At 60.3% G+C, this 24,330-nt stretch carries 23 protein-coding genes; 15 read left to right on the forward strand and 8 right to left on the reverse strand.

What is annotated here, in order from left to right:
• Nucleotides 1–140 precede the first annotated feature (140 nt).
• The 6 genes from hemH (at nt 141) to dnaJ (ending at nt 5,882) form a co-directional block, all read left to right on the forward strand.
• A complete protein-coding gene (gene hemH, locus GOQ25_RS18670) occupies nt 141–1,229 on the forward strand; it encodes a ferrochelatase (protein WP_160351975.1) in 1,089 nt (362 codons plus the stop codon).
• A gap of 78 nt (nt 1,230–1,307) precedes the next feature.
• A complete protein-coding gene (locus GOQ25_RS18675) occupies nt 1,308–1,556 on the forward strand; it encodes a hypothetical protein (RefSeq protein ID WP_160351976.1) in 249 nt (82 codons plus the stop codon).
• Between the two features lie 88 nt (nt 1,557–1,644).
• The gene (grpE, locus tag GOQ25_RS18680; RefSeq protein WP_160351977.1) at nt 1,645–2,196 is read left to right on the forward strand and encodes a nucleotide exchange factor GrpE; all 552 of its coding nucleotides are present in this window, start codon (nt 1,645–1,647) and stop codon (nt 2,194–2,196) included.
• Between the two features lie 10 nt (nt 2,197–2,206).
• The gene (locus GOQ25_RS18685) at nt 2,207–2,599 is read left to right on the forward strand and encodes a thioredoxin family protein (RefSeq protein WP_160351978.1); all 393 of its coding nucleotides are present in this window, start codon (nt 2,207–2,209) and stop codon (nt 2,597–2,599) included.
• Nucleotides 2,600–2,712: 113 nt separating this feature from the next.
• Nucleotides 2,713–4,635, forward strand: a complete 1,923-nt coding sequence (gene dnaK, locus GOQ25_RS18690) for a molecular chaperone DnaK (RefSeq protein ID WP_160351979.1) — start codon at nt 2,713–2,715, stop codon at nt 4,633–4,635.
• Nucleotides 4,636–4,754: 119 nt separating this feature from the next.
• On the forward strand, nt 4,755–5,882 hold the full coding sequence (gene dnaJ, locus GOQ25_RS18695; RefSeq protein ID WP_160351980.1) for a molecular chaperone DnaJ: 1,128 nt from the start codon (nt 4,755–4,757) through the stop codon (nt 5,880–5,882).
• 93 nt (nt 5,883–5,975) lie between these two features.
• On the opposite strand, the gene GOQ25_RS18700 is transcribed toward dnaJ, so the two are convergent.
• Nucleotides 5,976–6,302, reverse strand: coding sequence for a DUF4148 domain-containing protein (locus tag GOQ25_RS18700; RefSeq protein WP_160351981.1), 327 nt, complete (start codon nt 6,300–6,302; stop codon nt 5,976–5,978).
• A 305-nt stretch (nt 6,303–6,607) separates the two neighbouring features.
• On the reverse strand, nt 6,608–9,364 hold the full coding sequence (locus GOQ25_RS18705; protein ID WP_160351982.1) for a pitrilysin family protein: 2,757 nt from the start codon (nt 9,362–9,364) through the stop codon (nt 6,608–6,610).
• A 102-nt stretch (nt 9,365–9,466) separates the two neighbouring features.
• Here GOQ25_RS18705 and GOQ25_RS18710 point away from each other — a divergent pair, with 102 nt between their 5' ends.
• Nucleotides 9,467–10,024 carry a GNAT family N-acetyltransferase gene (locus GOQ25_RS18710; protein ID WP_160351983.1) on the forward strand — a complete coding sequence of 186 codons (558 nt, stop codon included), beginning with the start codon at nt 9,467–9,469 and terminating at the stop codon, nt 10,022–10,024.
• Between the two features lie 31 nt (nt 10,025–10,055).
• On the opposite strand, the gene GOQ25_RS18715 is transcribed toward GOQ25_RS18710, so the two are convergent.
• Both GOQ25_RS18715 and GOQ25_RS18720 read right to left on the reverse strand, forming a co-directional pair.
• Nucleotides 10,056–11,228: a VWA domain-containing protein gene (locus tag GOQ25_RS18715; RefSeq protein WP_160351984.1), complete on the reverse strand. Its 1,173-nt coding sequence runs from the start codon at nt 11,226–11,228 to the stop codon at nt 10,056–10,058.
• A 1-nt stretch (nt 11,229) separates the two neighbouring features.
• Nucleotides 11,230–12,096: a MoxR family ATPase gene (locus GOQ25_RS18720; RefSeq protein ID WP_160351985.1), complete on the reverse strand. Its 867-nt coding sequence runs from the start codon at nt 12,094–12,096 to the stop codon at nt 11,230–11,232.
• Nucleotides 12,097–12,237: 141 nt separating this feature from the next.
• On the opposite strand from GOQ25_RS18720, the gene GOQ25_RS18725 reads away from it, so the two are divergent.
• Together GOQ25_RS18725 and GOQ25_RS18730 are read left to right on the forward strand one after the other, a co-directional pair.
• On the forward strand, nt 12,238–12,579 hold the full coding sequence (locus GOQ25_RS18725) for a cytochrome c (RefSeq protein ID WP_160351986.1): 342 nt from the start codon (nt 12,238–12,240) through the stop codon (nt 12,577–12,579).
• Nucleotides 12,580–12,592: 13 nt separating this feature from the next.
• Nucleotides 12,593–12,955 (forward strand): cytochrome c, encoded by a 363-nt coding sequence (locus GOQ25_RS18730; RefSeq protein WP_160351987.1) that lies wholly within the window; start codon nt 12,593–12,595, stop codon nt 12,953–12,955.
• A gap of 116 nt (nt 12,956–13,071) precedes the next feature.
• Here GOQ25_RS18730 and GOQ25_RS18735 read toward each other — a convergent pair whose 3' ends face one another.
• Nucleotides 13,072–13,497: a DUF1841 family protein gene (locus GOQ25_RS18735; RefSeq protein WP_160351988.1), complete on the reverse strand. Its 426-nt coding sequence runs from the start codon at nt 13,495–13,497 to the stop codon at nt 13,072–13,074.
• Nucleotides 13,498–13,746: 249 nt separating this feature from the next.
• On the opposite strand from GOQ25_RS18735, the gene icd reads away from it, so the two are divergent.
• The 4 genes from icd to GOQ25_RS18755 all read left to right on the forward strand — a co-directional run bounded on the left by icd (nt 13,747) and on the right by GOQ25_RS18755 (nt 19,250).
• Nucleotides 13,747–15,003, forward strand: a complete 1,257-nt coding sequence (icd, locus tag GOQ25_RS18740) for an NADP-dependent isocitrate dehydrogenase (RefSeq protein WP_160351989.1) — start codon at nt 13,747–13,749, stop codon at nt 15,001–15,003.
• Between the two features lie 360 nt (nt 15,004–15,363).
• Nucleotides 15,364–16,503 carry a porin gene (locus GOQ25_RS18745; protein WP_160351990.1) on the forward strand — a complete coding sequence of 380 codons (1,140 nt, stop codon included), beginning with the start codon at nt 15,364–15,366 and terminating at the stop codon, nt 16,501–16,503.
• 393 nt (nt 16,504–16,896) lie between these two features.
• On the forward strand, nt 16,897–17,175 hold the full coding sequence (locus tag GOQ25_RS18750) for a DUF4212 domain-containing protein (RefSeq protein ID WP_160351991.1): 279 nt from the start codon (nt 16,897–16,899) through the stop codon (nt 17,173–17,175).
• Nucleotides 17,175–19,250 carry a VC_2705 family sodium/solute symporter gene (locus GOQ25_RS18755; RefSeq protein ID WP_160351992.1) on the forward strand — a complete coding sequence of 692 codons (2,076 nt, stop codon included), beginning with the start codon at nt 17,175–17,177 and terminating at the stop codon, nt 19,248–19,250. The genes GOQ25_RS18750 and GOQ25_RS18755 overlap by 1 nt, the downstream gene beginning before the upstream one ends.
• 52 nt (nt 19,251–19,302) lie before the next feature.
• Here GOQ25_RS18755 and GOQ25_RS18760 read toward each other — a convergent pair whose 3' ends face one another.
• Genes GOQ25_RS18760 through trxB form a run of 3 tightly spaced genes read right to left on the reverse strand, consistent with a single transcriptional unit; the run spans nt 19,303 to nt 21,273 of the window.
• On the reverse strand, nt 19,303–19,632 hold the full coding sequence (locus tag GOQ25_RS18760; protein ID WP_160351993.1) for a multidrug efflux SMR transporter: 330 nt from the start codon (nt 19,630–19,632) through the stop codon (nt 19,303–19,305).
• Nucleotides 19,629–20,327, reverse strand: a complete 699-nt coding sequence (locus tag GOQ25_RS18765) for a Smr/MutS family protein (protein ID WP_160351994.1) — start codon at nt 20,325–20,327, stop codon at nt 19,629–19,631. The genes GOQ25_RS18760 and GOQ25_RS18765 overlap by 4 nt, the downstream gene beginning before the upstream one ends.
• The gene (gene trxB, locus GOQ25_RS18770; protein ID WP_160351995.1) at nt 20,317–21,273 is read right to left on the reverse strand and encodes a thioredoxin-disulfide reductase; all 957 of its coding nucleotides are present in this window, start codon (nt 21,271–21,273) and stop codon (nt 20,317–20,319) included. Before trxB ends, GOQ25_RS18765 begins: the two co-directional genes overlap by 11 nt.
• Before the next feature lie 42 nt (nt 21,274–21,315).
• On the opposite strand from trxB, the gene GOQ25_RS18775 reads away from it, so the two are divergent.
• Both GOQ25_RS18775 and lolA read left to right on the forward strand, forming a co-directional pair.
• Nucleotides 21,316–23,679: a DNA translocase FtsK gene (locus tag GOQ25_RS18775; protein WP_202109536.1), complete on the forward strand. Its 2,364-nt coding sequence runs from the start codon at nt 21,316–21,318 to the stop codon at nt 23,677–23,679.
• Nucleotides 23,679–24,317, forward strand: a complete 639-nt coding sequence (gene lolA / locus GOQ25_RS18780) for an outer membrane lipoprotein chaperone LolA (protein WP_160351997.1) — start codon at nt 23,679–23,681, stop codon at nt 24,315–24,317. Before GOQ25_RS18775 ends, lolA begins: the two co-directional genes overlap by 1 nt.
• The last annotated feature ends 13 nt before the right edge of the window (nt 24,318–24,330 follow it).

Consider the following 24,330-nt stretch of genomic DNA (forward strand, 5'->3'; position numbering starts at 1 on the left):
CCATATCGGTCGGCGGCGGCGCGCAGCGTATTTTGCCCTGCGCGTGTGGTGTCGCGGGCCATGCCACGTGCCACGCGGTCCGCGTCTGGCTGTCGCGATTCAGATCGCGTCGAGCTCAACGTTTTCTTTAGGGGGTCTTCGTGTTTTTGCGCCTGTTTAAGTATCTATGGCCCGAACGCTACCTGCCTGAACCCGCCGTGGCGGATCCTTTTGACGAAAACCCCGCTATCCGCGCCCCTGGCCCGGTAGGCGTACTGCTGGTAAACCTGGGCACGCCGTCCACGACCACGCCACGCGACATCCGCAAATATTTGGCGGCGTTTCTGTCCGATCCGCGCGTGATCGAGATTCCCCGCTATCTGTGGTTGCCGATTTTGCATGGTCTGGTGCTTGCCCGCCGCCCGCGCCGCCTGCAGCCGCGCTATGAAAGCATCTGGATGGAAGGCGGCTCGCCCCTCTTGGTCTATAGCCAGCGCCAAGCCGAGGGCGTGGCGCAAGCCTTGCAGGCGCGAGGCAAGGATGTGCGTGTGCAACTTGCCATGCGCTATGGTGAACCTTCCATCGCGCAGGGCATCGCGGCGCTGCGCGAGCAGGGGTGCGATCGCATTTTGACCGTGCCGCTATATCCTCAGTTTGCCGCCAGCACCACGGCCACGGTCTTCGACGCCGTCGCCAGCCACCTGGCCAAGCTGCGCGACCAGCCGGAAATGCGTTTCATCAAACGATTCCATTTGCATCCGGGGTATCTGGATGCACTGGCACAGAAGATCTCCACGTATTGGGACCGCAATGGCCGCCCGCAAAAGCTGGTCATGAGCTTTCACGGCCTGCCTCGCTATTCGGTCGAGCTGGGCGATCCCTACTATCGGGATTGCTTGCAGACCGCGTCCGCGCTGCGGGACCGTCTGGATTTGACGGCCGAGCAAATCGAGGTCACCTTCCAAAGCCGTTTCGGCGCGGCGCGCTGGCTGGAGCCCTATACCGAGCCCACGCTCAAAACGCTGGCCGCGCAAGGCGTGACCGAAGTCGACGTCGTCTGCCCGGGCTTTGTCGCCGATTGCCTGGAAACGCTGGAGGAAATCAGTCAAGAATGCCGCGACGCGTTTCTGCAGGCAGGCGGCCGCCAGTTCCGCTATATCCCCGCGCTGAACGATCACCCTGCCTGGATCGGTGGGCTGACTGATCTGGTCGACAATCACTTACAAGGTTGGATACCCGCCGATCGCTAAGGCCCGTACACTGAAAAGGCGCACTCGGGTGGATGACCCGCCCCGGGCGCCGATACGGTTGCTTTTAGGAGATCGATAATGAAACCATCCAAAGAGTCCGGAAAAGAACCCAACTCCCAGCCCAAGGGGCCGGCCCAGACGGACGAGCGCGGGGAAGAGCAGCTCGATCAAGCCCTGGACGATACCTTTCCCGCCAGCGATCCCCCTGCAGCGGTGAACCCTGACTCGGATGCCGAGGAAGAAGCGCTCGAAGACGAGCTGGACGAGGCGCTGGACGATACGTTCCCGGCCAGCGATCCGCCTTCGACCACGCAGCCCGGCGGTTAAATAACGCGGTTTACGCCGGGCCTCTTGAAATCGGGGATTAGGCCCCCATTATTGGGGCCTACGTTACTGTTTTTTGGAGGATTCCCCCATGACGGCATCTCAAGAGCCTGTCGATCAAGCTCCCGAGTCCCAGGGTTCCGGCGAGCAAACCCCGGTCACGATTGAGTCGTTGCAAGCCGAGATCGCCGCATTGCGCGCCGAGCTGGAGGCCGCAGAAGCGACCGTGGCCAGCCAGAAAGATCAGTTGCTGCGTACGCACGCCGAAGCGGAAAACGTCCGCCGCCGCGCCCAAGAGGATGTGTCCAAGGCCCGTAAATTCGGCATCGAGTCCTTCGCCGAGAGCCTGGTCCCCGTGCGCGACAGCCTCGAGGCCGCATTGGCCCAGGCCGACCAGACGCTCGACGACCTGCGCGCCGGTGTCGAAGTCACGCTCAAGCAGCTAACCAGCGCCTTCGAGCGCAACCTGCTCAAGGAAATCGCTCCGGCTCAGGGCGATAAATTCGACCCCCATCTGCATCAGGCCATTTCCTCGGTGCCGGCCGAGCAACCCGCCAACACAGTGGTGCAGTTGCTTCAAAAAGGCTATGCCATTGCCGACCGCACGCTGCGTCCGGCCCTGGTAACCGTCGCCGCCGGTTAAGGGCGCCGAGATGTCTGGCCCCATGAATTTCGACCCATCGCAGGTCTTTGACGTCTTCGGGATGCGACCCGTCAGCAGCGCCGATCTCGACGCGGCTGTCGTCAACGCGCCGGGCGAGGACCTGCGTTGCGTGTTCTTATGGGGCCAGGACTGTTACAACTGCAATCTGTTCAAGCAGGCTGCCTTGTTGCATCAGCAGGCGCTGCTGGACCTGGGTTTAACGTGGTTCCAGGCCGACGTCTACGCGGACGAGGCCTTGGGGCTGCGCTTTGCGTTGCATGGGGTGCCGACCTTCGTGTTTTACCGTGGCGGCAAGCGTCTGGGACGCATCACCAGCTGGCCCGGGTTGCCGCAATTTGTTGGCGCCGTGACGCGTTTACAGGCCTCAGCCAACAATTCGTAGCAACGTGCGTTTTGGGGTCTTGAAAAACCTCACGAGCAACCCCAGTTAGGTTGGGACTGAGTTTTAACCCGAAAAATTTCCGTATTCAGAATTTCTAGCAAGGTATTCCAACCATGAGCAAAATCATCGGCATCGACTTGGGCACGACCAACAGCTGCGTGGCTGTCATGGACGGTGGCCAGGTCAAAATCATCGAAAACGCTGAAGGCGCCCGCACCACGCCCTCCATCGTCGCCTACATGGACGATGGTGAAACCCTGGTCGGCGCTCCCGCCAAACGCCAGGCGGTGACCAACCCGAAGAACACCCTGTACGCTGTCAAGCGCCTGATCGGCCGCAAGTTCGAAGAAAAAGCCGTTCAGAAAGACATCGACCTGATGCCCTACAGCATCGTCAAGGCCGATAACGGCGACGCCTGGGTCGAAGTGCGCGGCAAGAAAATGGCGCCTCCCCAAGTGTCGGCCGATGTGCTGCGCAAGATGAAGAAAACCGCCGAGGACTACCTGGGCGAAGAAGTCACCGAAGCCGTGATCACGGTGCCGGCTTACTTCAACGACAGCCAACGTCAGGCGACCAAGGACGCCGGCCGCATCGCCGGTCTGGAAGTCAAGCGCATCATCAACGAGCCGACCGCGGCCGCGCTGGCTTTCGGCCTGGACAAGACCGAAAAGGGTGATCGCAAGATCGCCGTGTATGACTTGGGTGGCGGTACGTTCGACGTGTCCATCATCGAAATCGCTGACGTGGACGGCGAAAAGCAGTTCGAAGTGCTCTCGACCAACGGCGACACCTTCCTCGGTGGCGAAGACTTCGACCAGCGCATCATTGACTACATCATCGGCGAATTCAAGAAAGAGCAAGGCACCGACCTGTCCAAGGACGTGCTGGCCCTGCAACGACTGAAAGAAGCCGCTGAAAAGGCCAAGATCGAGCTCTCGTCCAGCCAACAGACCGAAATCAACCTGCCGTACATCACGGCCGATGCATCCGGTCCGAAGCACTTGAACCTGAAGATCACGCGCGCCAAGCTCGAAGCCTTGGTCGAAGAACTGATCGACCGCACGATCGAGCCCTGCCGCGTCGCGATCAAGGACGCTGGCGTCAAGGTTTCCGATATTGACGACGTGATCCTGGTCGGCGGTATGACCCGTATGCCCAAGGTCCAAGAAAAGGTCAAGGAATTCTTCGGCAAGGATCCGCGCAAGGACGTGAACCCCGACGAAGCCGTGGCCGCTGGCGCCGCGATCCAGGGTTCCGTGCTGTCGGGCGACCGTAAGGACGTGCTGCTGCTGGACGTCACCCCGTTGTCGCTGGGTATCGAAACCCTGGGCGGCGTGATGACCAAGATGATCCAGAAGAACACCACGATCCCGACACGTTTCTCGCAAACGTTCTCGACCGCTGACGACAATCAGCCGGCCGTGACGATCAAGGTGTATCAGGGCGAGCGTGAAATCGCCGCGGGCAACAAGAGCCTGGGTGAGTTCAATCTCGAAGGTATCCCGCCCGCGCCGCGCGGTGTGCCGCAAATCGAAGTCACGTTCGACATCGACGCCAACGGCATTCTGCACGTGTCCGCCAAGGACAAGGGCACCGGCAAGGAAAACAAGATCACCATCAAGGCCAACTCTGGTTTGTCGGAAGACGAAATCCAGCGCATGGTCAAGGATGCCGAGGCAAACGCCGAGGAAGATCGTCGTATCGCCGAGCTGGCTCAGACTCGCAACCAGGCCGACGCGTTGGTGCACGCCACCCGCAAGTCGCTGACCGAGTATGGCGATAAGCTCGACGCCTCCGAGAAGGAAGCCATCGAGAACGCCATCAAGGAACTCGAGGAAGTGCTCAAGGACGGCGACAAGGCCGCGATCGACGCCAAGGTTGAAGCGCTGTCCACGGCCTCGCAAAAGCTGGGCGAGAAGATGTACGCCGACATGCAGGCCGCTCAGGCCGCGCAGCAGGCGGGCGGCGAAGGCGCCAAGCCGGCTGATGACAACGTGGTCGATGCTGACTTTAAAGAAGTCAAGCGCGATCAATAAGTCTGGTCAAGACGGTCATCTATGACGTCAGAATGCGCCCGGTACCCGGATCGTCCGGTTACCGGGCGGATTCGTTCTGAATCATCCCAAGTTATCGCTCGTTCTCGAGCCTAGTTAATATGGCAAAACGCGACTATTACGAAGCGCTCGGCGTGGCGAAAAACGCTACGGACGAGGAGCTGAAAAAGGCCTACCGCAAGCTGGCCATGAAATACCATCCGGACCGCAATCCGGATAACAAAGACGCCGAAGAAAAGTTCAAGGAAATCAAGGAAGCCTACGAGGTCCTTGGTGACGAGCAGAAGCGTGCCGCGTACGACCGCTACGGTCATGCTGGCGTGGATCCAAATGCCGCTGGCATGGGTGGCGCGGGTATGGGCGGAGGGTTCGCCGACGCGTTTGGCGATATTTTTGGCGAGATTTTCGGTGCCGCTGGCGGCCGCCGCGGCGGTGGCCCTCAGGTCTATCGCGGTGCCGATCTCAAATACTCGCTGGAAATCACGCTGGAGCAGGCCGCACAAGGCTTTGACACCGAAATCCGCGTGCCCAGCTGGGAAAACTGTGAAGTCTGCCACGGCAGCGGCGCCAAGCCTGGGACCACGCCCAAGACCTGCCATACCTGCGGCGGCTCCGGCGCGGTGCGTATGCAGCAAGGCTTTTTCAGCGTGCAGCAAACCTGCCCGACCTGCCACGGCAGCGGCAAAGAGATCACCGATCCTTGCACCGCCTGCGATGGCGTGGGCCGCAAGCGTCGCAACAAGACCCTGCAGGTCAAGATTCCCGCCGGGATCGACGACGGTATGCGCATCCGCTCCAGCGGCAATGGCGAGCCAGGTCTGAACGGAGGGCCTCCGGGGGATCTGTACGTCGAGATTCACATCAAGCAGCACAAGATCTTCCAGCGTGACGACGACGATCTGCATTGCGAGCTGACGATTCCGTTCACCACGGCAGCCTTGGGCGGCGAATTGCAGGTGCCCACCTTGGGTGGAAAGGCGGAAATCACGATTCCCGAAGGCACTCAATCGGGCAAGACGTTCCGGTTGCGCGGCAAGGGTATTCGCGGGGTGCGTGCGAGCTATCCGGGCGATCTGTACTGCCACGTGGTGGTCGAGACGCCGGTGCGCTTGAACGACGAACAAAAAGCCATCTTGCGTCAATTTGAGGCGTCGTTAAACGACGGCGGCGAGCGCCACTCGCCGCAGAGCAAATCCTGGACGGACCGCGTCAAGGAGTTCTTTAGCTGATGCGTCTGCGTATCGCTGTCATGCCCCGTCGAGGCGTGACAGCGATCGCGGGTACCCCGGATTGACCTCAGGTGAGGAATCCGGATACCCCCCTCACGGGTAATCCAGTTCCCCGAAATGGTATTCACCCCTGGCCTGGGCTTCGGCCAGTTCGGCCATGACTTGCGCCCGCGTTTTGTGCGGGCGCAGCGCCTGCTCCACCGGATACTCCTGTTCCCCATACGTCACCAACCCGGCCGCTTTGGCTTTGACCAGATCGGCGCGCACCTCCGCGCGCGTCGGCGCGTTGGGATCTACGTGTCCATATACCCCCTGGTAGGGAATGTTGTTGGGCTCGATATTCGGCGAGGGCTTTTCAGTTTCCTCGTCCGCGTCCCGCAGACGCTGGGGCACTGGGGGTGGAAAAGAGATGGGTAGCATGCCGGACCTCCGTGATGATGTGCCGGTGAAACAATGATGATAAGCACAGACGTGACCGTGCCCTGGCGCCATTTTTATGCCGATGCGATTGCGCAGGGAAGGGGCGTGCCCACCAATGAATCTTGATAAATCGGACAGATCTGGGGCGCCTGACGCAATACGGTAGCGTAGAAATAAAAACGCCGGCCCCGGAGGCCGGCGTAGCAGGCGAGGCCGGATGATCCGGCCCCATCGCTCTTTCGTCCAAATTGTCCGTCGCGTGGCGCGTCAGTCCATCAACGAGCTTTGCACGGACGCTCCAGACATCAGTGCGCTTTGTTCACCGAGAAATCCCCGGCCACCGCGGTACTGAACTGCGCCGGCTGCAGGTACTTACGCACGGCGGCATTGACCTGATCCGCTGTCAGCGCGGCGATTTTCTCGTCCATCGCAGCAGACCATTCGAACGTGCGCTTGCGGCTCATGTAGTCGATCCAGGTCGAGGCCAACACGCCGTCCTGCGCGCGTGACAGCTTGCGGTAGTTCAACAGGGCGGCAATCCCGTCGCGGACTTCTTGCTCGGTGAAGCCATCCTTGGTGGCGCGCGCCAGTTCTTCCTGGATGGCTTTTTCCAGGCGTTCGCGGTTCTGCGGCGCGTAGATGGCGTACATTGTCCAGCTGCCTGAGGGCTCGTACGCCGACACGCTGAGATTGCTGCGCACGTTATACGACAGCCCTTCCTGCTCGCGCACGCGATTCCACAGACGCGAAGTCTCCGACGTACCCAACAGGAAGTTCGCCAGATACAGTGCCGGGAAATCGGCATCGGTGTCTTGCAGCTTCAACGGCATGCGCGAGATGAAAAACGCGTTAGCCTTGTCCGGCGTATCGATATCGAAATTCGCAGGCTTGATGTCGCGATAAGGATTATCCAGACGTTTGAACGCCGGTGCTTTCTGCCAGCCGTTCAGGCCTTTGGTCAGCGACTGCTTGACCGCGGCAGGGTCAAACTCGCCGACCGCGGCGAATTTAATCGCGCCCGCGCCATAAAAGCGTTTGTGAAACGCCACGAGTTCGTCACGCTTGATCGCCTCGGCCTCTTTGAGTTCCTCTTCGTAGGTCGGCACATAGCGTACATCGTCGACCGGCCACACATTGTCGTGGCGCGCCAGCGCGCGGCGAGCCAATGCGCTCGGCTCGTTCATCGCGCTACGAATCGAAGTTACGGCCTGACGCTGATATTCCTCGACCTCGGCCTCCGGGAAACTGGCATGACGCACCACGTCGAGCACCAGATCCACCAGGGCAGGCAAGTGTTCGCCAGCCGTGGACATGGACACCGTCAGCGTCGTGCCCGCGCCATTAAAGGACACATCCGCCTGCAGCGCGTCGAAGCGATCCTGGATCGCCTGACGCGTGAGCGTTGGCGTACCGCGTTCAAGCAGATCGGCCACGGTCGAGGCATTGACCCGCTGACCACGCAGGGTGGTGGCATCGCCGAACTGAATCAACAGCTCCGCCTGTACACGGCCACCGCGCGTCGCTTTGGGCAGCAGCGCCACTTCGACCGGGCCATTGGGCAGGTTCAGTGTTTCGCGCTGCGTGAGCTTGTCGATGTTGGCCGGCGACGGATCAAAAGCCTCGGCTTGCTTGAAATCCGGATCGCCCTTGTAGTCCTTCAGTGCCGCGCTCAGATCCGGGCGCGTCAGTAGCGGCGCGCGGTCCGGTTTCTCGGTGGGAATATAACGACCTTCCGTACGATTGCTGGCCTTCAGATACTTGACGGCGACGTCCTGCACGTCCTCGAGCTTCGCATCGCGCACGCGGTCCCGATGCAGGAAAAACAGACGCCAATCGCCCGCGGCGATCGATTCCGACAACGCAACACCCAGGTTTTCCGGGTCGGAATAAAGCTGCTGCCATGCCGTCAACCACTTGCTGCGGGCGCGATCAAGCTCGGCCTGCGTGAAAGGATGGTTCTTGATCGATTCCAGTGTGCTCGTGAGCGTCTGCAACGCCTCGTCTTGGTTCATGCCCGGCTGCAATTGCGCGCCGAACATGGCCAAGCCCGGGTCCTCTTGGTCCATGGCGAATCCAAATACGTCCGCGGCCAGCTTCTTGGGCACCAGCGCATGGTAGAGGCGGCCCGACGGCGTATCAGACAGAATCATGGTCGCCAGATCAAAAGGCGCATACTCGGGGCTGCCAGCGGCGGGGATGTGATACATGGCGGCCACCAAAGGCGTGCCGCCGGCACGGCGCAGCGTCACCGAGCGTTCCCCGTCTTGCACGGGCTCCACGGTGTACTCTGGCGGCAGCGCGCGGTCGGACTTGGGCAGCTTGCCCAGCGTTTCGCTGATCGCTTCGAGTGTCGTCTGCGGATCGAAGCTGCCGCTGACGATCAGCACCGCGTTATCGGGCTGATAGTACTCGTGATAGAACTTGCGCAACTGCGCGATGTCGACGTTCTCGACGTCCGAGCGCGCGCCGATGGTGCTCTTGCCATAGTTATGCCACTGAAACGCGGCGGCCATCATTTTCTGCATCAAGACGCGAAATGGGCTGTTTTCACCGCTTTCCATCTCGTTGCGCACCACGGTCATCTCGGAATCGAGGTCTTCGCGGGAAATGGTCGAGTTCACCATCGCATCGGCCTGCCAGCCCAGATACCATTTCAAGGTCTCCGGGTCGGCGGCGAAGCTGGCGAAATAATTGGTGCGGTCACCCGAGGTGGAACCGTTGGCTTGCAAGCCGCGCTTGGAGAACTCTCCCAAGGCATTACGTGTCGTGGGCGTGCCCTTGAACAGCATGTGTTCAAGCAAATGCGCCATGCCGGTCTCGCCGTAGTTCTCGTGGCGCGAGCCGACCAGATACGTCATATTGACGGTCGTGGTGGGCTTGGATGCGTCCGGGGCGAGCAAAACACGCAGGCCATTCGCTAATCGATATTCTGTGATGCCCTCTACCGAGGTGACCTCGGTCATTCCCGCAGGTAGCGTCGCGGCCCCGACGTGGAAGGCCAAAAACGAAGTGACTAGGAGCGCATGAAACCGGGCGCCCAGGCCAAAAAGCGATAATCGCATAGTAACCATCCATGTAACGAGCGAAAGTCGTTGGAGTGTATACGGTTCATTTGGTTCCGCCATCCCCCTGGTGCCACCCCTCGCGTCGCTATAATTTCCGCGATGAAATCTGACCCTACCCCAGTCGGCGTGACGGGCGCCGTGCCCGTGCAATGTACGCTGACCCGTCATGGTCCCGCGATCCTGGCGCTCTTTAATGACGCCATCCTGAACTCGACGGCGCTATACGACTACCAGCCGCGCACGCAAGCCTCGATGCAGGCCTGGTTCGCCGCGAAAGCCACCGGGAATTTCCCCGTATTAGGCTACGAGAACGCGGCCGGCGAGCTGATGGGCTTTGCCAGCTACGGCAGTTTCCGTGCGTATCCCGCCAATAAGTACACGGTGGAACATTCCGTGTATGTCGATCCCCGCTTTCGTGGGCAAGGGCTGGCCGAGGCCTTGATGCGTCGGGTGATCGACCATGCGCGTGAGAGGCAGCTTCATGTGTTGGTGGGCGGGATTGACGCGACCAACACCGCCAGCATCCGTCTGCATGAAAAACTGGGCTTTGAGCATGCCGGCACGATTCGTCATGCGGGCTTCAAATTCGGACGATGGCTAGATCTGGCGTTTTATCAACTGATCCTGGATACGCCGTCAGATCCCGTGGATGGCTAAGCGGGGCCTGCATAGGCCCCGTCATAACGCATCATTTGGATAGCTGTCGCATCGCCTGCTCCAGGCCCGCCACGGTGACCGGATACATGCGATCCTGCATGATCTCGCGCACCAGCGAGATGGATTGTCGATATTGCCACGATGCCGTGGGTTCGGGATTCAACCACGCGGCTTTAGGCCAGGCGTCGAGCAGGCGGCGCAGCCATACCGCGCCGGCCTCTTTGTTGTAGTGCTCCACCGATCCACCGGGATGCACGATCTCGTAGGGGCTCATCGTCGCATCGCCGACAATAATGAGGCGCCAGTCGGAGTTGTACTTGCGCAGTACATCCCAGGTGTCAAAGCGTTCGCTTTGCCGCCGGCGATTGCTCTGCCATAGCGTTTCGTACGGGCAGTTATGGAAGTAGTACACCTCCATATTCCGGAATTCGCTGCGCGCGGCGGAAAACAGTTCCTCGACGCGCGCGATGTGATCGTCCATGCTGCCGCCGACATCCAACAGCATCAGCACCTTGACCGTGTTGTGTCGCTCGGGCACCAGACGCAGATCCAGATGCCCGGCGTTGCGCGCCGTGCTGGCGATGGTGTCATCCAGATCCAGCTCCAGATCCGCGCCCTCGCGCGCGAAACGGCGCAGGCGTCGTAGGGCGACCTTGAAGTTGCGCGTGCCCAGTTCGAGCTGGTCGTCGTAATCGCGAAATTGGCGTTCATCCCAAACCTTGACGGCCGTGCGATTGCCCGCCGATTGGCCGCCGACGCGGATGCCTTCCGGGTGATAGCCGCCATTGCCGAAGGGCGAGGTGCCGCCGGTGCCGATCCATTTACTGCCGCCAGCGTGACGCTCTTTTTGCTCTGCCAGGCGCTGCTTGAAAAGCTCCATCAGCTTGTCCCAGCCGTGCTTTTCAATGGCGGCCTTTTGTTCCGGCGTCAGGCTTTTTTCGAACTCCTTGATCAACCAGTCCAGCGGGATGTCTTTGCCTGCTGGCAGCTTGGCTTCGATGCCGCGATAGTAGGCGCCGAAAGCCGCGTCATAGCGGTCGAAGAGCGACTCGTCCTTCACCAGTGTGGTGCGCGCCAGATAATAGAAATCATCCAGCGTGGGCGCCATCACGCCTTGCTGCAGGGCTTCGAGCAGGGTCAGGTATTCCTTGACCGAGACGGGCAGCTGATGGGCGCGCAGGTGGTAGAAGAAGTCGATCAGCATATCAGCGTCGCGTACCGCGCGTCATGGCTGCCAGCCGCTCCAGCAGCTGCAGATCCTGCTCGTTTTTTAACAGCGCGCCGGCCATCATGGGGATGGCGGTGGCCGCATGCGCATCGATTTCGGCAGCGCTTGCGCCTTCGACCAAGAGCAGGCGCAGCCAATCGAGGAACTCGGAGGTCGAGGGTTTCTTTTTCAGGCCGGGCGCTTCGCGCAGTGCAAAGAACGTATCCAGTGCCGCGCGCAGCACGTCCTGTTTGATATCCGGATAGTGCACGCCGACGATATCGCGCATCGTGTCGCGATCGGGGAATCGGATGTAATGGAAAAAGCAACGGCGGAGGAAGGCGTCGGGCAGATCCTTCTCGTTATTCGACGTGATGATCACCAGCGGACGATGGACCGCCGCGATTGTCTGCCGCGTTTCATACACATGGAACTCCATGCGATCCAATTCACGCAACAGATCGTTAGGGAACTCGATGTCGGCCTTGTCGATTTCGTCGATCAACAGCACTACCGGTTCGGGTGCCTCGAAGGCCTGCCAGAGCGTGCCTTTGACAATATAGTTGCCGATATCGCGGACTTTTTCGTCGCCTAATTGCGAGTCGCGCAGACGCGATACCGCATCGTATTCGTAGAGGCCCTGGTGAGCCTTGGTGGTCGATTTGATATGCCATTGCAGCAGGGGCCGGCCCAGTGCGCGGGCGACTTCTTCCGCCAGCATTGTCTTGCCGGTTCCGGGTTCCCCCTTGATCAACAGCGGGCGTTGCAACGTCAAGGCAGCGTTGACCGCCAGCTTGAGGTCATCGGTAGCGACGTAGCGGTCGGATCCTTCGAAGCGGGCGGCGGAACTCTGGGCAGCGGACATAGGCGATGAAAGGTGAGCGGGGCAATCCCGGTTTAGGTTTGGCTTCAGAACAAGTATCGTACAATCATTCGGCTTGTAGCTGGGTCCAGGCCCAGCCGCTCATCCCGAGCACAGTTTTCAGCCTTACAAAGAGCCAATTCAATGAAGTTGAAAACCTATCTGTCCTCGCTGGTTGTAGTGGTTTCCTGTGCGATCTCTGGTCATGCGGCCGCGGCTGATGCTGCGCCCACGGGCAATATCCAGAACGCCAAAGACAAAATCTCCATGTGCGTCGGGTGCCACGGCATCCCTGGCTACAAGGCGAGTTTTCCCGAGCTTTATCACGTGCCGATGATTGCTGGCCAGAACGCCAAGTACATCGAGGCCGCCCTCAATGAGTACAAAAAAGGCGCGCGCAGCCATCCCACCATGGATGCGATCGCGGGCAGCCTGAGCGACCAGGATATCGCTGATCTGGCCGCTTACTACTCCAATCTCAAATGACGAGGGGCCTTAGATGAAACGGACGGTGTATACCCTGGCGGGCTTGATCGTGGCAACGACTGGCGGATTCGCCCAGGCACAGGACCTGGCGGCCGGTAAAGCGGTGTTCGATAAATTCAACTGCGCTTCGTGTCATGGCGCGGACGCGAAGACATCGGTGGACCCGGCGTACCCGGTATTGGCGGGGCAGCATGCGGATTATCTGATTCAGGCTTTAAAGGCCTACCGGCGTGGCGCCGCGGGCGCACCCGCGACCGCGAACGTGCGCAAAAACCCCATCATGGGCGCTTTCGCCGTGCAGCTGTCGGATAAGGATATCGAGCAAGTGGCGCACTGGCTATCGGCGCAGCCCAGTGACCTGGGCGTGCGTAAATAGCCTGACGTGGATTGGCCTTCTGGCTGACGGCGAATCTCTGTGGCTGTCTGCCATGGCGACACGCCGTCTTCCATGCGCGACGCGCTTGGGCTGTCTGCCTGCAGCCGCCACCGCCTTTATCGGCTCGCGCGTTGGCGGATCAGATCGATATAGGCATCGCTATCGAGCGGCGTGCCCAGGCGTTGGGCTTCCCACACGACTTGCCCCAGGCACTCCATGATTTCATGGGCGGCCTGGTGCGCATCGCTGCGCGCGACCAGTTGCTGATAGGCCTGCCGGATACCACGCGGATGGTCGATGGATAACTGCTCCGCGATGGCCAGATGCATCGACAGATGCAGAAACGGATTGGTGCGCCCTTTCTCCACCGGATATTCGGCCGTCATCGCCTCGGGATCCTCGAGATCGCCGTGGTATTCGGGATGCTCGATCATCCAGTCCAACGCCATGGACTCCAAAGGCGTCAGGACCTCGGCGTCGCGGTGCTTGCGCCAGGCTTCGATAAAGAATTCGCGGACTTGGTCCCGAGAAGGGTTGAACATGGGGCAGTGCTTGCAAAAGGGAACCGCACCATTTTAGCGCTCCACCGCCGAGCGCCCGGCCTCGGGCCGGCGGGTGGCGCTAGAATTAGCGTCGATCCGCCGTCTGGCTCGGTTGCCATGTGGGTTCTGCGCCATGCGTTTCCTTGAATCGCGTCCTGGGAGAGGGGACATTCGGGAGCGGTACAGGCGCCATGAACCGCGCTTCGATCGAACCGGTAGGCAAAGCCATCCACTATCCGAGGAGCACTCATGTCCTACCAACATATTAAGGTCCCCGCTGAGGGCCAGAAGATCACCATCCATGACGACGGGACGCTGAATGTCCCCGACCATCCTGTCATTCCTTATATTGAGGGTGATGGAACCGGCATCGACATCACCCCTGTGATGATCGATGTGGTCAACGCGGCCGTGAATAAAGCGTATGACGGCACACGCAAAATTCATTGGATGGAAGTGTATGCCGGTGAAAAAGCCACGAAGGTCTATGGCCCCGATGTGTGGCTGCCCGAGGAAACACTGGCCGTTGTCAAAGACTATGTCGTGTCCATCAAAGGACCGCTGACGGTGCCGCATAGCGGCGATATCCGCTCACTGAACGTGGCCTTGCGTCAGCAGCTCGATCTTTATGCCTGCGTGCGCCCGGTGCGCTATCACAAGGGCGTACCTTCGCCCGTGCGTGAACCGCAGAAGATCGATATGGTGATCTTCCGGGAAAATTCCGAGGACATTTACGCCGGCATCGAATATGCGGCCGATACCGACGAGGCGCGCGCGCTGATTCAGTTTCTGCAAGACAAGTTGGGCGTAAATCAAATTCGTTTTCCCGACACCTCGGCCATCGGCATCAAGCCCGTATCGCGCGAAGGCACTGAACGCCTGGTGCGTAAAGCGATTCAGTATGCGATCGATCATGACCGCTCCTCGGTCACGCTGGTCCATAAGGGCAACATCATGAAATTCACCGAAGGGGGATTCCGTGACTGGGGCTATGCACTGGCACAACGGGAATTCGGCGCACGGGTGATTGATGGTGGTCCGTGGTGCAAACTGAAGAACCCCAAGACGGGCCGCGAGATTACGATCAAGGATTCCTTCGCCGACGCTTTCTTGCAGCAGGTTTTGCTGCGTCCGGCCGAGTATGACGTGATTGCCACACTTAACTTGAATGGCGACTACATCTCGGATGCGCTGGGTGCGCAAGTGGGCGGCATTGGTATCGCTCCCGGCGGCAACCTGTCGGACTCGGTGGCGATGTTCGAGGCTACCCATGGCACGGCGCCGAAATACGCGGGCAAAGACTACGTCAACCCCGGTTCGTCGATCCTGGCGGCCGAAATGATGCTGCGTCATCTCGGCTGGGTAGAGGCCGCGGATTTGATCATTACGAGCATGGAAAAGACCATTGCCTCCGGGCACGTGACCTATGACTTCGCCCGTTTGCTTGAAGGGGCCACACAGGTGTCATGCTCGGGCTTTGGTCGTGTAATGCGCGAAAATATGTAGCCTAAATCGGGGTTAAGTGCGACAATCTATCGCATTATTGCAAAATAAACCGGCTGTATCTGTCTCAAATATCGGCTAATACGCCGGCATCCTCCGGTATCTTGTCGCTTTCTTTTGGAATCTCGCCAGACGAACGAATGTTGTTTAATCGCAATGCTCGAGTAACTGGCGAATGTTATTTGTGAAACCAAAGATTTCGGTGTTGTTTTGGGTTGCACTCTGTAGAATCAGGTCGGTGTTGTTTTTTGTTACATCGTGTAGTGCCTAGTTTTAGGGCGCTGTCCGCCTTTCTCTAACGTATGGCTCTGGCGGTCTCCGTGGGTGGGGACTACGGCTTTCTCTACTGATCGGGATAAGGACATGAAACTAACAAAAACTCTGTTGGCTGGCGCTATCCTCGCTGGAATGAGCGGCACCGCGTTGGCAGAAACGCAAGTGACCTTGTACGGTTTGATCGATACGGGCCTGACCTACCAGCGTGGCAAGGTCGGCACGGACGACCAGAATCGCGGTGAGTACGGCGGCGATTATCATTCCCGATTCGGTATGACCGATGGTATCCAGAGCGGTTCGCGCTGGGGCCTGCGCGGCACCGAAGATCTGGGCGACGGCGTGCAAGCCGTTTTTGTCCTGGAAGGCGGGTTCAACTCTTCGAATGGTAGAAGAAAACAAGGCGACCGTCTGTTCGGTCGTCAAGCCACGGTTGGTCTGCAGAGCGACGCGTGGGGTCGTCTGGATTTGGGCCGTCAAACCAACATCGCGTCTAAGTATTTCGCGGACATCGATCCGTTCTCGCTGAGCTATTTGAATGCCTCGATGGGGTCGGCTTTCAGTGCCGCCAACACGGTTCGCTACGACAATATGGTCATGTATCAGACCCCGTCGTATAGCGGATTCCAGTTTGGCATCGGTTACTCGTTCAATGTGGACGACGTATCCCGCCCGGGCGGATTCAAGACCAACGACAATAGCCGTGGTGTCACCACCGGTCTGCGCTATAACAACGGCCCGCTGGCTGTGGTCGTGTCTTATGACCAGCAGTTCCTCAAGCCCAACCAGCCGCAACCGAAGCAGGCCATTATTGGCGCGGCGTATGACTTCGAAGTGGTCAAACTCTCGCTGGCCTACGGCTGGGGCAAGGACGGTGTGCTGTCGGGTCAAGAAGACTTCGGCTTTTACGGCGGCGGAGTTAACACCAATACCCCGGCGCGCGGTCAAGGCGACACCATCGATGCGTTCACCTGGAAAGGCTTGAAGATCAACTCGTACCTGGTCGGTGTTAGCGCTCCGGTCGGCGGCGCCAGCAACGTCTTCGCTTCGTGGCAACGTGCAGACCCCAACAAGGGGCTGGAAGCCATGGACATCTACAGCGTGGGGTACACCTACGACCTGTCCAAGCGCACCAACTTGTACACGTTCGCTTCGTATGCGGATGCTGCTGGCTTCGTAGACGGCAACAAGATGACGACGGTTGGTGTCGGCCTGCGTCATCGCTTCTGATATCGAGGTACGGGTCGCCCTCTTTCCGAGCGGAGTCGGGGCACCTTGTTCTTGGCCACCCACGATGTGGGTGGCTTTTTTTTATGGCAAAATGCACCGAAATGGTGCGAATGCAGTGTTGTTTCGCGCTAACTTAGGGCATTCCCCTAGTGTCCTTGGCCCGTTCGTGGTGCACAATTGCTTTCATGCAGGTGAGGAGACAAATAGCCCAAAAAAGGGCGACCGGCGGCACCGGTATAAACAAACTAGCAGTACCCAAATAAAAGCAAAACGCACAACGGCTGGCACCAGGAGGTGCCGGCCGTTGTCGCATAAGGCTCATCTTGCGCATTTGCCCATCTTGCCCACCGTGCGTATGCTGCGTTAGAAACCCGACCGGGCGGTCCACTTTCCATGCCGCAAATCGACGATCCTCCCCCACATGCCCTGCGCAGATATTGGCGGCGCAATCTCATGCTTATCGGGGTGTTGCTCGGCATCTGGCTGTTGCTTACCTTCGTCCCCGCCTACTTTGCCCGCGAGCTGACATTCGATTTCATTGGCTGGCCCTTCGCGTTCTGGATGGCCGCTTATGGCGCGCCGCTTTGCTATCTGGTTCTCGTCGTGCTCTACGCACGCTTCATGAATAAGGCGGACGCACGGTTGGCGGACGAGGAAAAGCGGAGCGATTAATGCCGTTTACCGGAGACAGTCCGCGTGAGTTCGACAAGCGGTTGCGGCGCATCTATGTGCTTTACACGGCGGGCTTTGCCCTGCTTATCGTGTTGTTGGCGCTGGCCGAGCTCGCCGGCTTGCCACGCAATTGGATCGGATACGCGTTCCTGCTGGTGACCGTCAGCCTTTATGCGGGTATCGGTATTGTCTGTCGCACCTCCGATCAGGTTGAATACTACGTGGCGGGACGCCGGGTACCTGCCGTCTATAACGGCATGGCCACCGCGGCGGACTGGATGTCGGTGGCCTCGTTTATTGGCGTGGCGGGCACGCTTTATCTGACGGGGTATGGCGGCCTGGCCTACATCATGGGCTGGACGGGCGGCTATGTACTTGTGGCGCTCTTGCTGGCGCCGTACCTGCGCAAGTTCGGCCAGTACACGTTGCCGGACTTCATGGGGGCGCGTTATGGCGGCAATCTCGCGCGATTGGCCGGTGTAGCCTGCGCGGTGCTGTGCTCATTCACCTATCTGGTAGCGCAGATCTATGGCGTGGGCATCATCACCACGCGCATGACCGGTATTTCGTTCGAGCTGGGCATTTTCGTGGCCTTGGGCGGCATGCTGGTGTGTTCGTTCCTGGGCGGTATGCGCGCGGTGACGTGGACTCAGGTGGGGCAGTACATCATCCTGGTGGTGGCGTATCTGGTGCCCGTCATCTGGTTGTCGATGAAACATACCGATCTGCCCTTGCCGCAGCTGGCTGGCGGCACTGTCTTGCAGGAAATTACCGAGCGGGAAACCCAGTTGGGCAAGGACGTGTCCGAACTGCAAGTACGCCAGCTATGGAAGGCGCGCGCCGATGAAATGACCCAGCGCCTGGAGGCGCTGCCCGAATCCTGGTCTCAGGAAAAGGACCGGCTGCGCCAACGGTTGGCGGAATTGACGGCGATAGGGGCGTCCATGGTGGATGTCCGTACGGTCGAACGCGAACTGGAGACATATCCCGAAAGTGTAGAGGCCGCGCGAGCGGCATGGTCCCAGGCGCGCGCCACCTTTGAAGCGCGCGGCGCGCGGCCGGTGCCCCACGCCGAACCGTTCCCTGCCGCCGATCCCCAGGAACGTCAGCAGATGCGGCTGAACTTTTTATCGCTGGTGCTGTGTTTGATGCTGGGCACGGCCGGCATGCCGCATATTCTGATGCGGTCGTACACGACGCGTTCGGTGATCGAAGCGCGGCGTTCGGTCTGCTGGTCCTTGTTATTTATTCTGCTCTTATATTTCATGGCGCCCGCGCTGGCGCTGCTCGTTAAATACGAGGTCTACACACAGGTCGTGGGAAGCGATTTCGCGCACCTGCCCAGCTGGGTGCACGCGTGGAGCGCGGTCGACGTCAATCTGCTGGATCTGGTTGACGTTAATCGCGATGGCAAGGTGCAGTTAGGTGAAATCAGCATGGGCGCTGACGTGGTGGTGCTGGCCATGCCGGAGATCGGCGGCCTGCCCTATGTGATTTCGGGGTTGGTGGCCGCGGGCGGGCTGGCCGCGGCGCTTTCGACTGCGGACGGGTTACTGCTGACTTTGTCGAACTCTCTGTCGCACGACATGTGGTATCGGGTCGTGTCCCCGCGCATGTCGGCGGCGCGGCGGGTGATGGTGTCCAAGATCCTGCTGCTGGCGGTCGCCTTTGCCGCGGCCTGGGTCGCGGCGCGCAAGCCGGCGGATATTCTCTTCATGGTGTCCGCCGCGTTTTCTTTCGCAGCCTCATCGTTTTTCCCCGCGCTTGTCATGGGCATATTTTGGCGGCGTGCGAACAAATGGGGTGCTGTCTTCGGTATGGGCGTAGGCCTGGCGGTGACGTTTACCTATATGGCGCACACGCATCCGTGGCTGCGCGAATGGGTGTTCGGCATCGATCGCGCGCAGCCGGTGGAGCTGTGGTGGGGCATACAGCCTATTGCAGCGGGCGTGTTTGGCGCGCCTGCGGCGTTTCTGACGATGATTGTGGTGTCGCTGCTAACGCCGCCGCCCGATCGCGCCACGAATCGGCTGGTGCATTATCTGCGGGAACCCGATGGCAAATCCGAGGCCTAGGCATGATCGGGCAGGGCTGGCCGGATGCGCCGGCTGAACGACTTAAAGCGACTTAATGGCCAACCGATTTCGAAAAGACATTCATCACCACAACCCCCGCGATGATGAGCCCAATGCCGATTATGGCGGGCAGATCCAGGTGCTGGTCAAACAGCAGGGCGCCGATTAACGAGATCAGCACGATGCCCACGCCCGACCAGATGGCATAGGCAACGCCCACCGGGATATACCGTAGCGTCATCGACAGAAAATAGAACGACACCGCATAGCCCGCCACGGTCAGGGCCGAGGGCGCGAGTCGGGTAAAGCCTTGCGAGCCTTTGAGCGCACTGGTGGCGATGATCTCGGCCACGATGGCAATACCCAGGTATATCCATTTCATGCGCGTCGTGTCCCGGTTTGTCGCAATAGCACCAGCAACGCGCCCGCGCCGCCTTCTCGTTCAGAGGCCTCAGAAAACGCCATGACGTCGGCTTTCTGAACCAGCCATGTGCGCACTTTGTCTTTGAGGACCGGCTCCAGCCCCTGGGAACCATAGCCTTTGCCGTGGACAATGCGTACACAGCGGATGCCATGTTCGAGGCATTCGTCGAGGAACGACACCACGGCGTGGCGAGCTTGTTCGACGCGCAGTCCGTGCAAGTCTAATTCGGCTCCGGCGGGCCATCGCCCCCGGCGCAGATTCCGCGCCGTGTCGGGAGCCGCATCGGCCCGCACGAACGCGGTGCCGCCCTCGGAGAGTAAGTGCGCGACGTCCGCGCCGTCGGATAAGCCGGCATCGGCACGGGACAGAGTTTCTCCCATCGCCGCCGCGCGCCGCATTGCGACGGACTCATCTATCGGTTTGCGCACGACGGTTGCGGCCGAGAGGGTCTTCGCCGTGTCCGGCCTGACCTCACGGCGTCCGGTGGGTTTTAGTGGCGTGACCGATTGCGTGGCTTTGCGAAACGCGTCGGGGTCCACATCGGCGGCTCGCGCGGCGGCCTCGCGGGCCGCGCGCTCGGCCTCGGCGCGCGAGCGCTGCAACGTCTGCTGCAGCCGTTTCAGGTCGGCCAGGCCGCCTTTGTTATTGCGCATTCTCCAGCCACCGTTGTGCGTCCAGAGCGGCCATGCAGCCCGTGCCGGCGCTGGTGATGGCTTGACGATAGACATGATCCTGCACATCGCCTGCGGCGAATACGCCTGGCACCGAGGTCATGGTGGCCATGCCCGACAGGCCGCTCTTGGTGACGATGTAGCCGTCCTTCATTTCGAGCTGACCTTCGAAAATGCCGGTATTCGGTTGGTGACCGATGGCGATGAAAGCGCCCATGACGGCCAAATCCTCGGTCTCACCAGTCTCGGTATGACGGATACGCACGCCCGTCACGCCGCTATCGTCGCCCAAGACTTCGTCCAACGTGTGAAAGAGCTTGAGTTCCATATTGCCGTTGGCGACTTTTTCCATCATCTTGTCGATCAGGATCGGCTCGGCGCGGAACTTGTCGCGGCGATGAATGACGGTGACCTTGCGGCAGATATTGGAGAGATACAGGGCTTCTTCGACAGCGGTATTGCCGCCGCCGACGACGACGACATCCTTATTGCGATAGAAGAACCCGTCGCACGTCGCGCAGCCCGACACGCCGCGGCCCATGAAGGCCTCTTCGGACGGCAGGCCCAGGTACTTGGCCGATGCGCCCGTGGCGATGATCAGCGCGTCACACGTGTAAATATTGCCCGTGTCGCCCGTCAGGGTGAATGGGCGCTTGGACAGGTCGACTTTGGCGATATGGTCGAACAACATCTCGGTATTGAAACGCTCGGCATGCTGCTGAAAGCGCTGCATGAGCTCCGGCCCTTGCACGCCGGCGAAGTCGGCCGGCCAGTTGTCGACGTCAGTGGTCGTCATCAATTGCCCACCCTGCGCCAGGCCCGTCACGAGCACCGGCGACAGATTGGCCCGGGCGGCGTAGACCGCGGCCGTGTAACCGGCGGGGCCGGATCCAAGTATCAAAACTTTAGCGTGTTTAGAGGTGGACATAGGTCAGTATCTTTAGAGTGATGCCCAATTATAATGAGCCGCATGCCGCGTATTTCAACTGCCTCCCCCCGCGCTTCGCGCAACACCCGTAACGGCCCGTCTCCGCTGCAAACGCGTATCTCCGGCTTGCTCCGCGAGGCGCGCTGGATTTTGTTTGCCGCGTTGGCTGCCTGGCTCACACTGGTGCTCGCCACGTGGTCGCCCTCTGATCCGGGGTGGTCGCATTCTGTCACCAATGAGGCGATCCATAACCGCGGCGGGATGTTTGGCGCCTATCTATCGGACATCCTGCTCTACCTGTTCGGCTTTTCTGCCTGGTGGTGGGTCGTGCTCCTCTTACAGCGCGTCCGTGCCGGTTATCGACGGCTGGCCAGCCATTTGCGGGCCAATACCAACAAGCCCGACGAGGTTTTGCCACGCGTGCGTTGGGAAGAAGGGATTGGATTCTTCCTCGTGCTGATTGGTTCCCTCGGAATCGAGGCGCTGCGGCTTTATAGCTGGGGCATGCATCTGCCGGGAGGCACCGATGGCGCCAGTGGCGCGGGCGGTGTGATCGGGCAAATGCTGGCGACGAACCTCTCGCAGGCCGTTGGGTTTACCGGGGCGACACTGGCGCTGTTGGTGATGCTCGCGATTGGCCTGAGCCTCTTTTTCTCGTTTTCCTGGCTGCATGTGGCCGAGCGGGTGGGCATCTGGGTCGAGGGTGTGGGCCGTCGTATTCGCGATACTTACACCGCGCGCCAGGACCGCAAGGTAGGCGAGGTCGCCAAGGCTGTGCGCACCGAAAAAGTTGAAGCCAAACACGAGAAACTCGCGCACGAGCAGCCGGTGCGCATCGAGCCCGCCATCACCGTGGTGCCCCGCTCGGTCCGTGTCGAAAAAGAAAAGCAGCAGACGCTGTTCTCGCCGCCCCCTGGTGATGGCGATCTGCCCGCGATCGGTTTGCTGGATGCACCCGCGCAGAGTCAGGAAACCGTATCGGCCGAGACCATCGAGTTCACCTCGCGGCTCATCGAAAAGAAACTGGCCGATTTCGGTGTGAATGTCACCGTTGTCGCCGCGCAAGCGGGGCCCGTCATCACCCGGTACGAGATCGAACCCGCGACCGGTGTCAAAGGCAGCCAGATCGTGAATCTGGCCAAGGATCTCGCGCGCGCGCTGAGTCTGGTCAGTATTCGCGTGGTGGAAACCATCCCCGGTAAGAACCTGATGGGCCTGGAGCTGCCGAATCCGCGTCGGCAGATGGTGAAGCTGTCTGAAATCCTCGGGTCGCAGACCTACCACGCCAGCAACTCGGTCGTCACGATGGCGCTCGGCAAGGACATCGCGGGCAACCCGGTGGTGGCCGATCTCGCCAAGATGCCGCACTTGCTGGTGGCGGGTACCACCGGCTCGGGTAAATCGGTGGGGATCAATGCCATGATCCTGTCGCTGCTCTACAAGGCCGGCCCGGCCGATACGCGCTTGATCCTGATCGATCCCAAGATGCTGGAGATGAGTGTCTATGAAGGCATTCCGCATCTGCTCGCGCCCGTCGTCACCGACATGCGCCACGCCGCCAACGCCTTGAACTGGTGTGTCGGCGAAATGGAAAAGCGCTACCGCCTGATGAGCAAAATGGGCGTGCGTAACCTGGCTGGCTACAACGCCAAGATCCGCGATGCCATCAAGCGCGAAGCACCGATTCCCAATCCGTTCTCGTTGACGCCCGATCAACCCGAGCCGCTGTCGCCCTTGCCGACCATCGTGGTGGTGATCGATGAGCTGGCCGACCTGATGATGGTGGTGGGCAAGAAGATCGAAGAACTGATCGCGCGCCTGGCGCAGAAAGCGCGCGCGGCGGGCATCCATTTGATACTCGCCACGCAGCGCCCCAGCGTCGATGTGATCACCGGCTTGATCAAGGCCAACATCCCCACGCGTATTGCGTTCCAGGTGTCGTCCAAGATCGACTCGCGCACGATTCTGGATCAAATGGGCGCGGAAACGCTGCTGGGCCAGGGCGATATGCTGTACATGCCGCCTGGCTCCGGGTTGCCCGTGCGGGTCCATGGTGCGTTCGTGCACGATGACGAAGTTCACCGCGTGGTCGAGCATTTGAAAACCCAAGGCGAGCCCAACTACATCGAGGGCCTGCTCGAAGGCGCGATCGAAGGCGAGACGGGCGATGGCGTGGGCAGCGTGACCGGCATGACCGATGCGGAAACCGACCCGATGTACGACCAGGCTTGCGAAGTCGTGCTTAAACATCGCCGTGCGTCGATCTCACTGGTGCAGCGTCATCTGCGAATTGGTTACAACCGTGCGGCACGGTTACTCGAGCAGATGGAGCAATCGGGTATGGTGTCGGCAATGCAATCAAACGGCAATCGGGAGATCCTGGTGCCGGCGAAAGAGGAAGCCTGATGTCAGTTGCCTGCCGTACTTGGGCCGTCGGGGTTGCGACGGCCGCGCTGCTCGCGATGAGCCCAATGGCCGCGATGGCGGCCGATGCGCAAACTCAGCTCAAGGCCTTTGTCGCGAATGTGAATAGCGCGACGGGCAAGTTCACCCAGTCCACCACCGGCGCGCAGGGCGCCACGCAAAGGGCGCAACGTGGCGACTTCGCGTTCCAGCGTCCCGGTAAATTCAAGTGGGCGGTCAATCAACCGTACGAACAGCTCGTGGTGTCTGATGGGCAGCGACTGTTTCAGTACGATCCCGATCTCGCGCAGGTCACGGTGCGCCAGGTGGATCAGGCCATAGGCGCGTCGCCCGCGGCGATTCTGTTTGGCTCGGGCGACCTTGAGCAAGCCTTCAATGTGTCGCCACTGCCTGCTCGTGACGGGCTCGAATGGCTGCGCGCGAAGCCGCGCAGCGCCGACGCGGGCTTTGCCCAAGTCGATATTGGCCTGCGGAACAATCTGCCCGCGCGCGTCGAACTGCTCGATTCGTTCGGACAGACCACGCGTGTCGAGCTATCCGACATCCAGGCCAATCCATCCCTGCCGGCGACCGAGTTCAGCTTCACCCCGCCTTCGGGTGTGGACGTGGTCAATATGTAAAACGGATCAGCCC

This window comes from Bordetella sp. 15P40C-2 (assembly GCF_009763235.1).
GTDB lineage: Bacteria > Pseudomonadota > Gammaproteobacteria > Burkholderiales > Burkholderiaceae_B > Bordetella_A.

Bases quoted from the DNA above. Each gene is read 5' to 3' on its own strand.
- lolA (WP_160351997.1), top strand. From the start codon at position 23,679: ATGTCAGTTGCCTGCCGTACTTGGGCCGTCGGGGTTGCGACGGCCGCG.
- GOQ25_RS18765 (WP_160351994.1), bottom strand. From the start codon at position 20,327: ATGCGCAATAACAAAGGCGGCCTGGCCGACCTGAAACGGCTGCAGCAG.
- trxB (WP_160351995.1), bottom strand. From the start codon at position 21,273: ATGTCCACCTCTAAACACGCTAAAGTTTTGATACTTGGATCCGGCCCC.
- GOQ25_RS18750 (WP_160351991.1), top strand. From the start codon at position 16,897: ATGCCGCAAATCGACGATCCTCCCCCACATGCCCTGCGCAGATATTGG.
- GOQ25_RS18735 (WP_160351988.1), bottom strand. From the start codon at position 13,497: ATGTTCAACCCTTCTCGGGACCAAGTCCGCGAATTCTTTATCGAAGCC.
- dnaJ (WP_160351980.1), top strand. From the start codon at position 4,755: ATGGCAAAACGCGACTATTACGAAGCGCTCGGCGTGGCGAAAAACGCT.
- dnaK (WP_160351979.1), top strand. From the start codon at position 2,713: ATGAGCAAAATCATCGGCATCGACTTGGGCACGACCAACAGCTGCGTG.
- GOQ25_RS18745 (WP_160351990.1), top strand. From the start codon at position 15,364: ATGAAACTAACAAAAACTCTGTTGGCTGGCGCTATCCTCGCTGGAATG.
- grpE (WP_160351977.1), top strand. From the start codon at position 1,645: ATGACGGCATCTCAAGAGCCTGTCGATCAAGCTCCCGAGTCCCAGGGT.
- GOQ25_RS18725 (WP_160351986.1), top strand. From the start codon at position 12,238: ATGAAGTTGAAAACCTATCTGTCCTCGCTGGTTGTAGTGGTTTCCTGT.
- GOQ25_RS18700 (WP_160351981.1), bottom strand. From the start codon at position 6,302: ATGCTACCCATCTCTTTTCCACCCCCAGTGCCCCAGCGTCTGCGGGAC.
- GOQ25_RS18760 (WP_160351993.1), bottom strand. From the start codon at position 19,632: ATGAAATGGATATACCTGGGTATTGCCATCGTGGCCGAGATCATCGCC.
- icd (WP_160351989.1), top strand. From the start codon at position 13,747: ATGTCCTACCAACATATTAAGGTCCCCGCTGAGGGCCAGAAGATCACC.
- GOQ25_RS18675 (WP_160351976.1), top strand. From the start codon at position 1,308: ATGAAACCATCCAAAGAGTCCGGAAAAGAACCCAACTCCCAGCCCAAG.
- GOQ25_RS18705 (WP_160351982.1), bottom strand. From the start codon at position 9,364: ATGCGATTATCGCTTTTTGGCCTGGGCGCCCGGTTTCATGCGCTCCTA.
- GOQ25_RS18715 (WP_160351984.1), bottom strand. From the start codon at position 11,228: ATGCTGATCGACTTCTTCTACCACCTGCGCGCCCATCAGCTGCCCGTC.
- GOQ25_RS18685 (WP_160351978.1), top strand. From the start codon at position 2,207: ATGTCTGGCCCCATGAATTTCGACCCATCGCAGGTCTTTGACGTCTTC.
- GOQ25_RS18775 (WP_202109536.1), top strand. From the start codon at position 21,316: ATGCCGCGTATTTCAACTGCCTCCCCCCGCGCTTCGCGCAACACCCGT.
- GOQ25_RS18730 (WP_160351987.1), top strand. From the start codon at position 12,593: ATGAAACGGACGGTGTATACCCTGGCGGGCTTGATCGTGGCAACGACT.
- GOQ25_RS18720 (WP_160351985.1), bottom strand. From the start codon at position 12,096: ATGTCCGCTGCCCAGAGTTCCGCCGCCCGCTTCGAAGGATCCGACCGC.
- GOQ25_RS18710 (WP_160351983.1), top strand. From the start codon at position 9,467: ATGAAATCTGACCCTACCCCAGTCGGCGTGACGGGCGCCGTGCCCGTG.
- GOQ25_RS18755 (WP_160351992.1), top strand. From the start codon at position 17,175: ATGCCGTTTACCGGAGACAGTCCGCGTGAGTTCGACAAGCGGTTGCGG.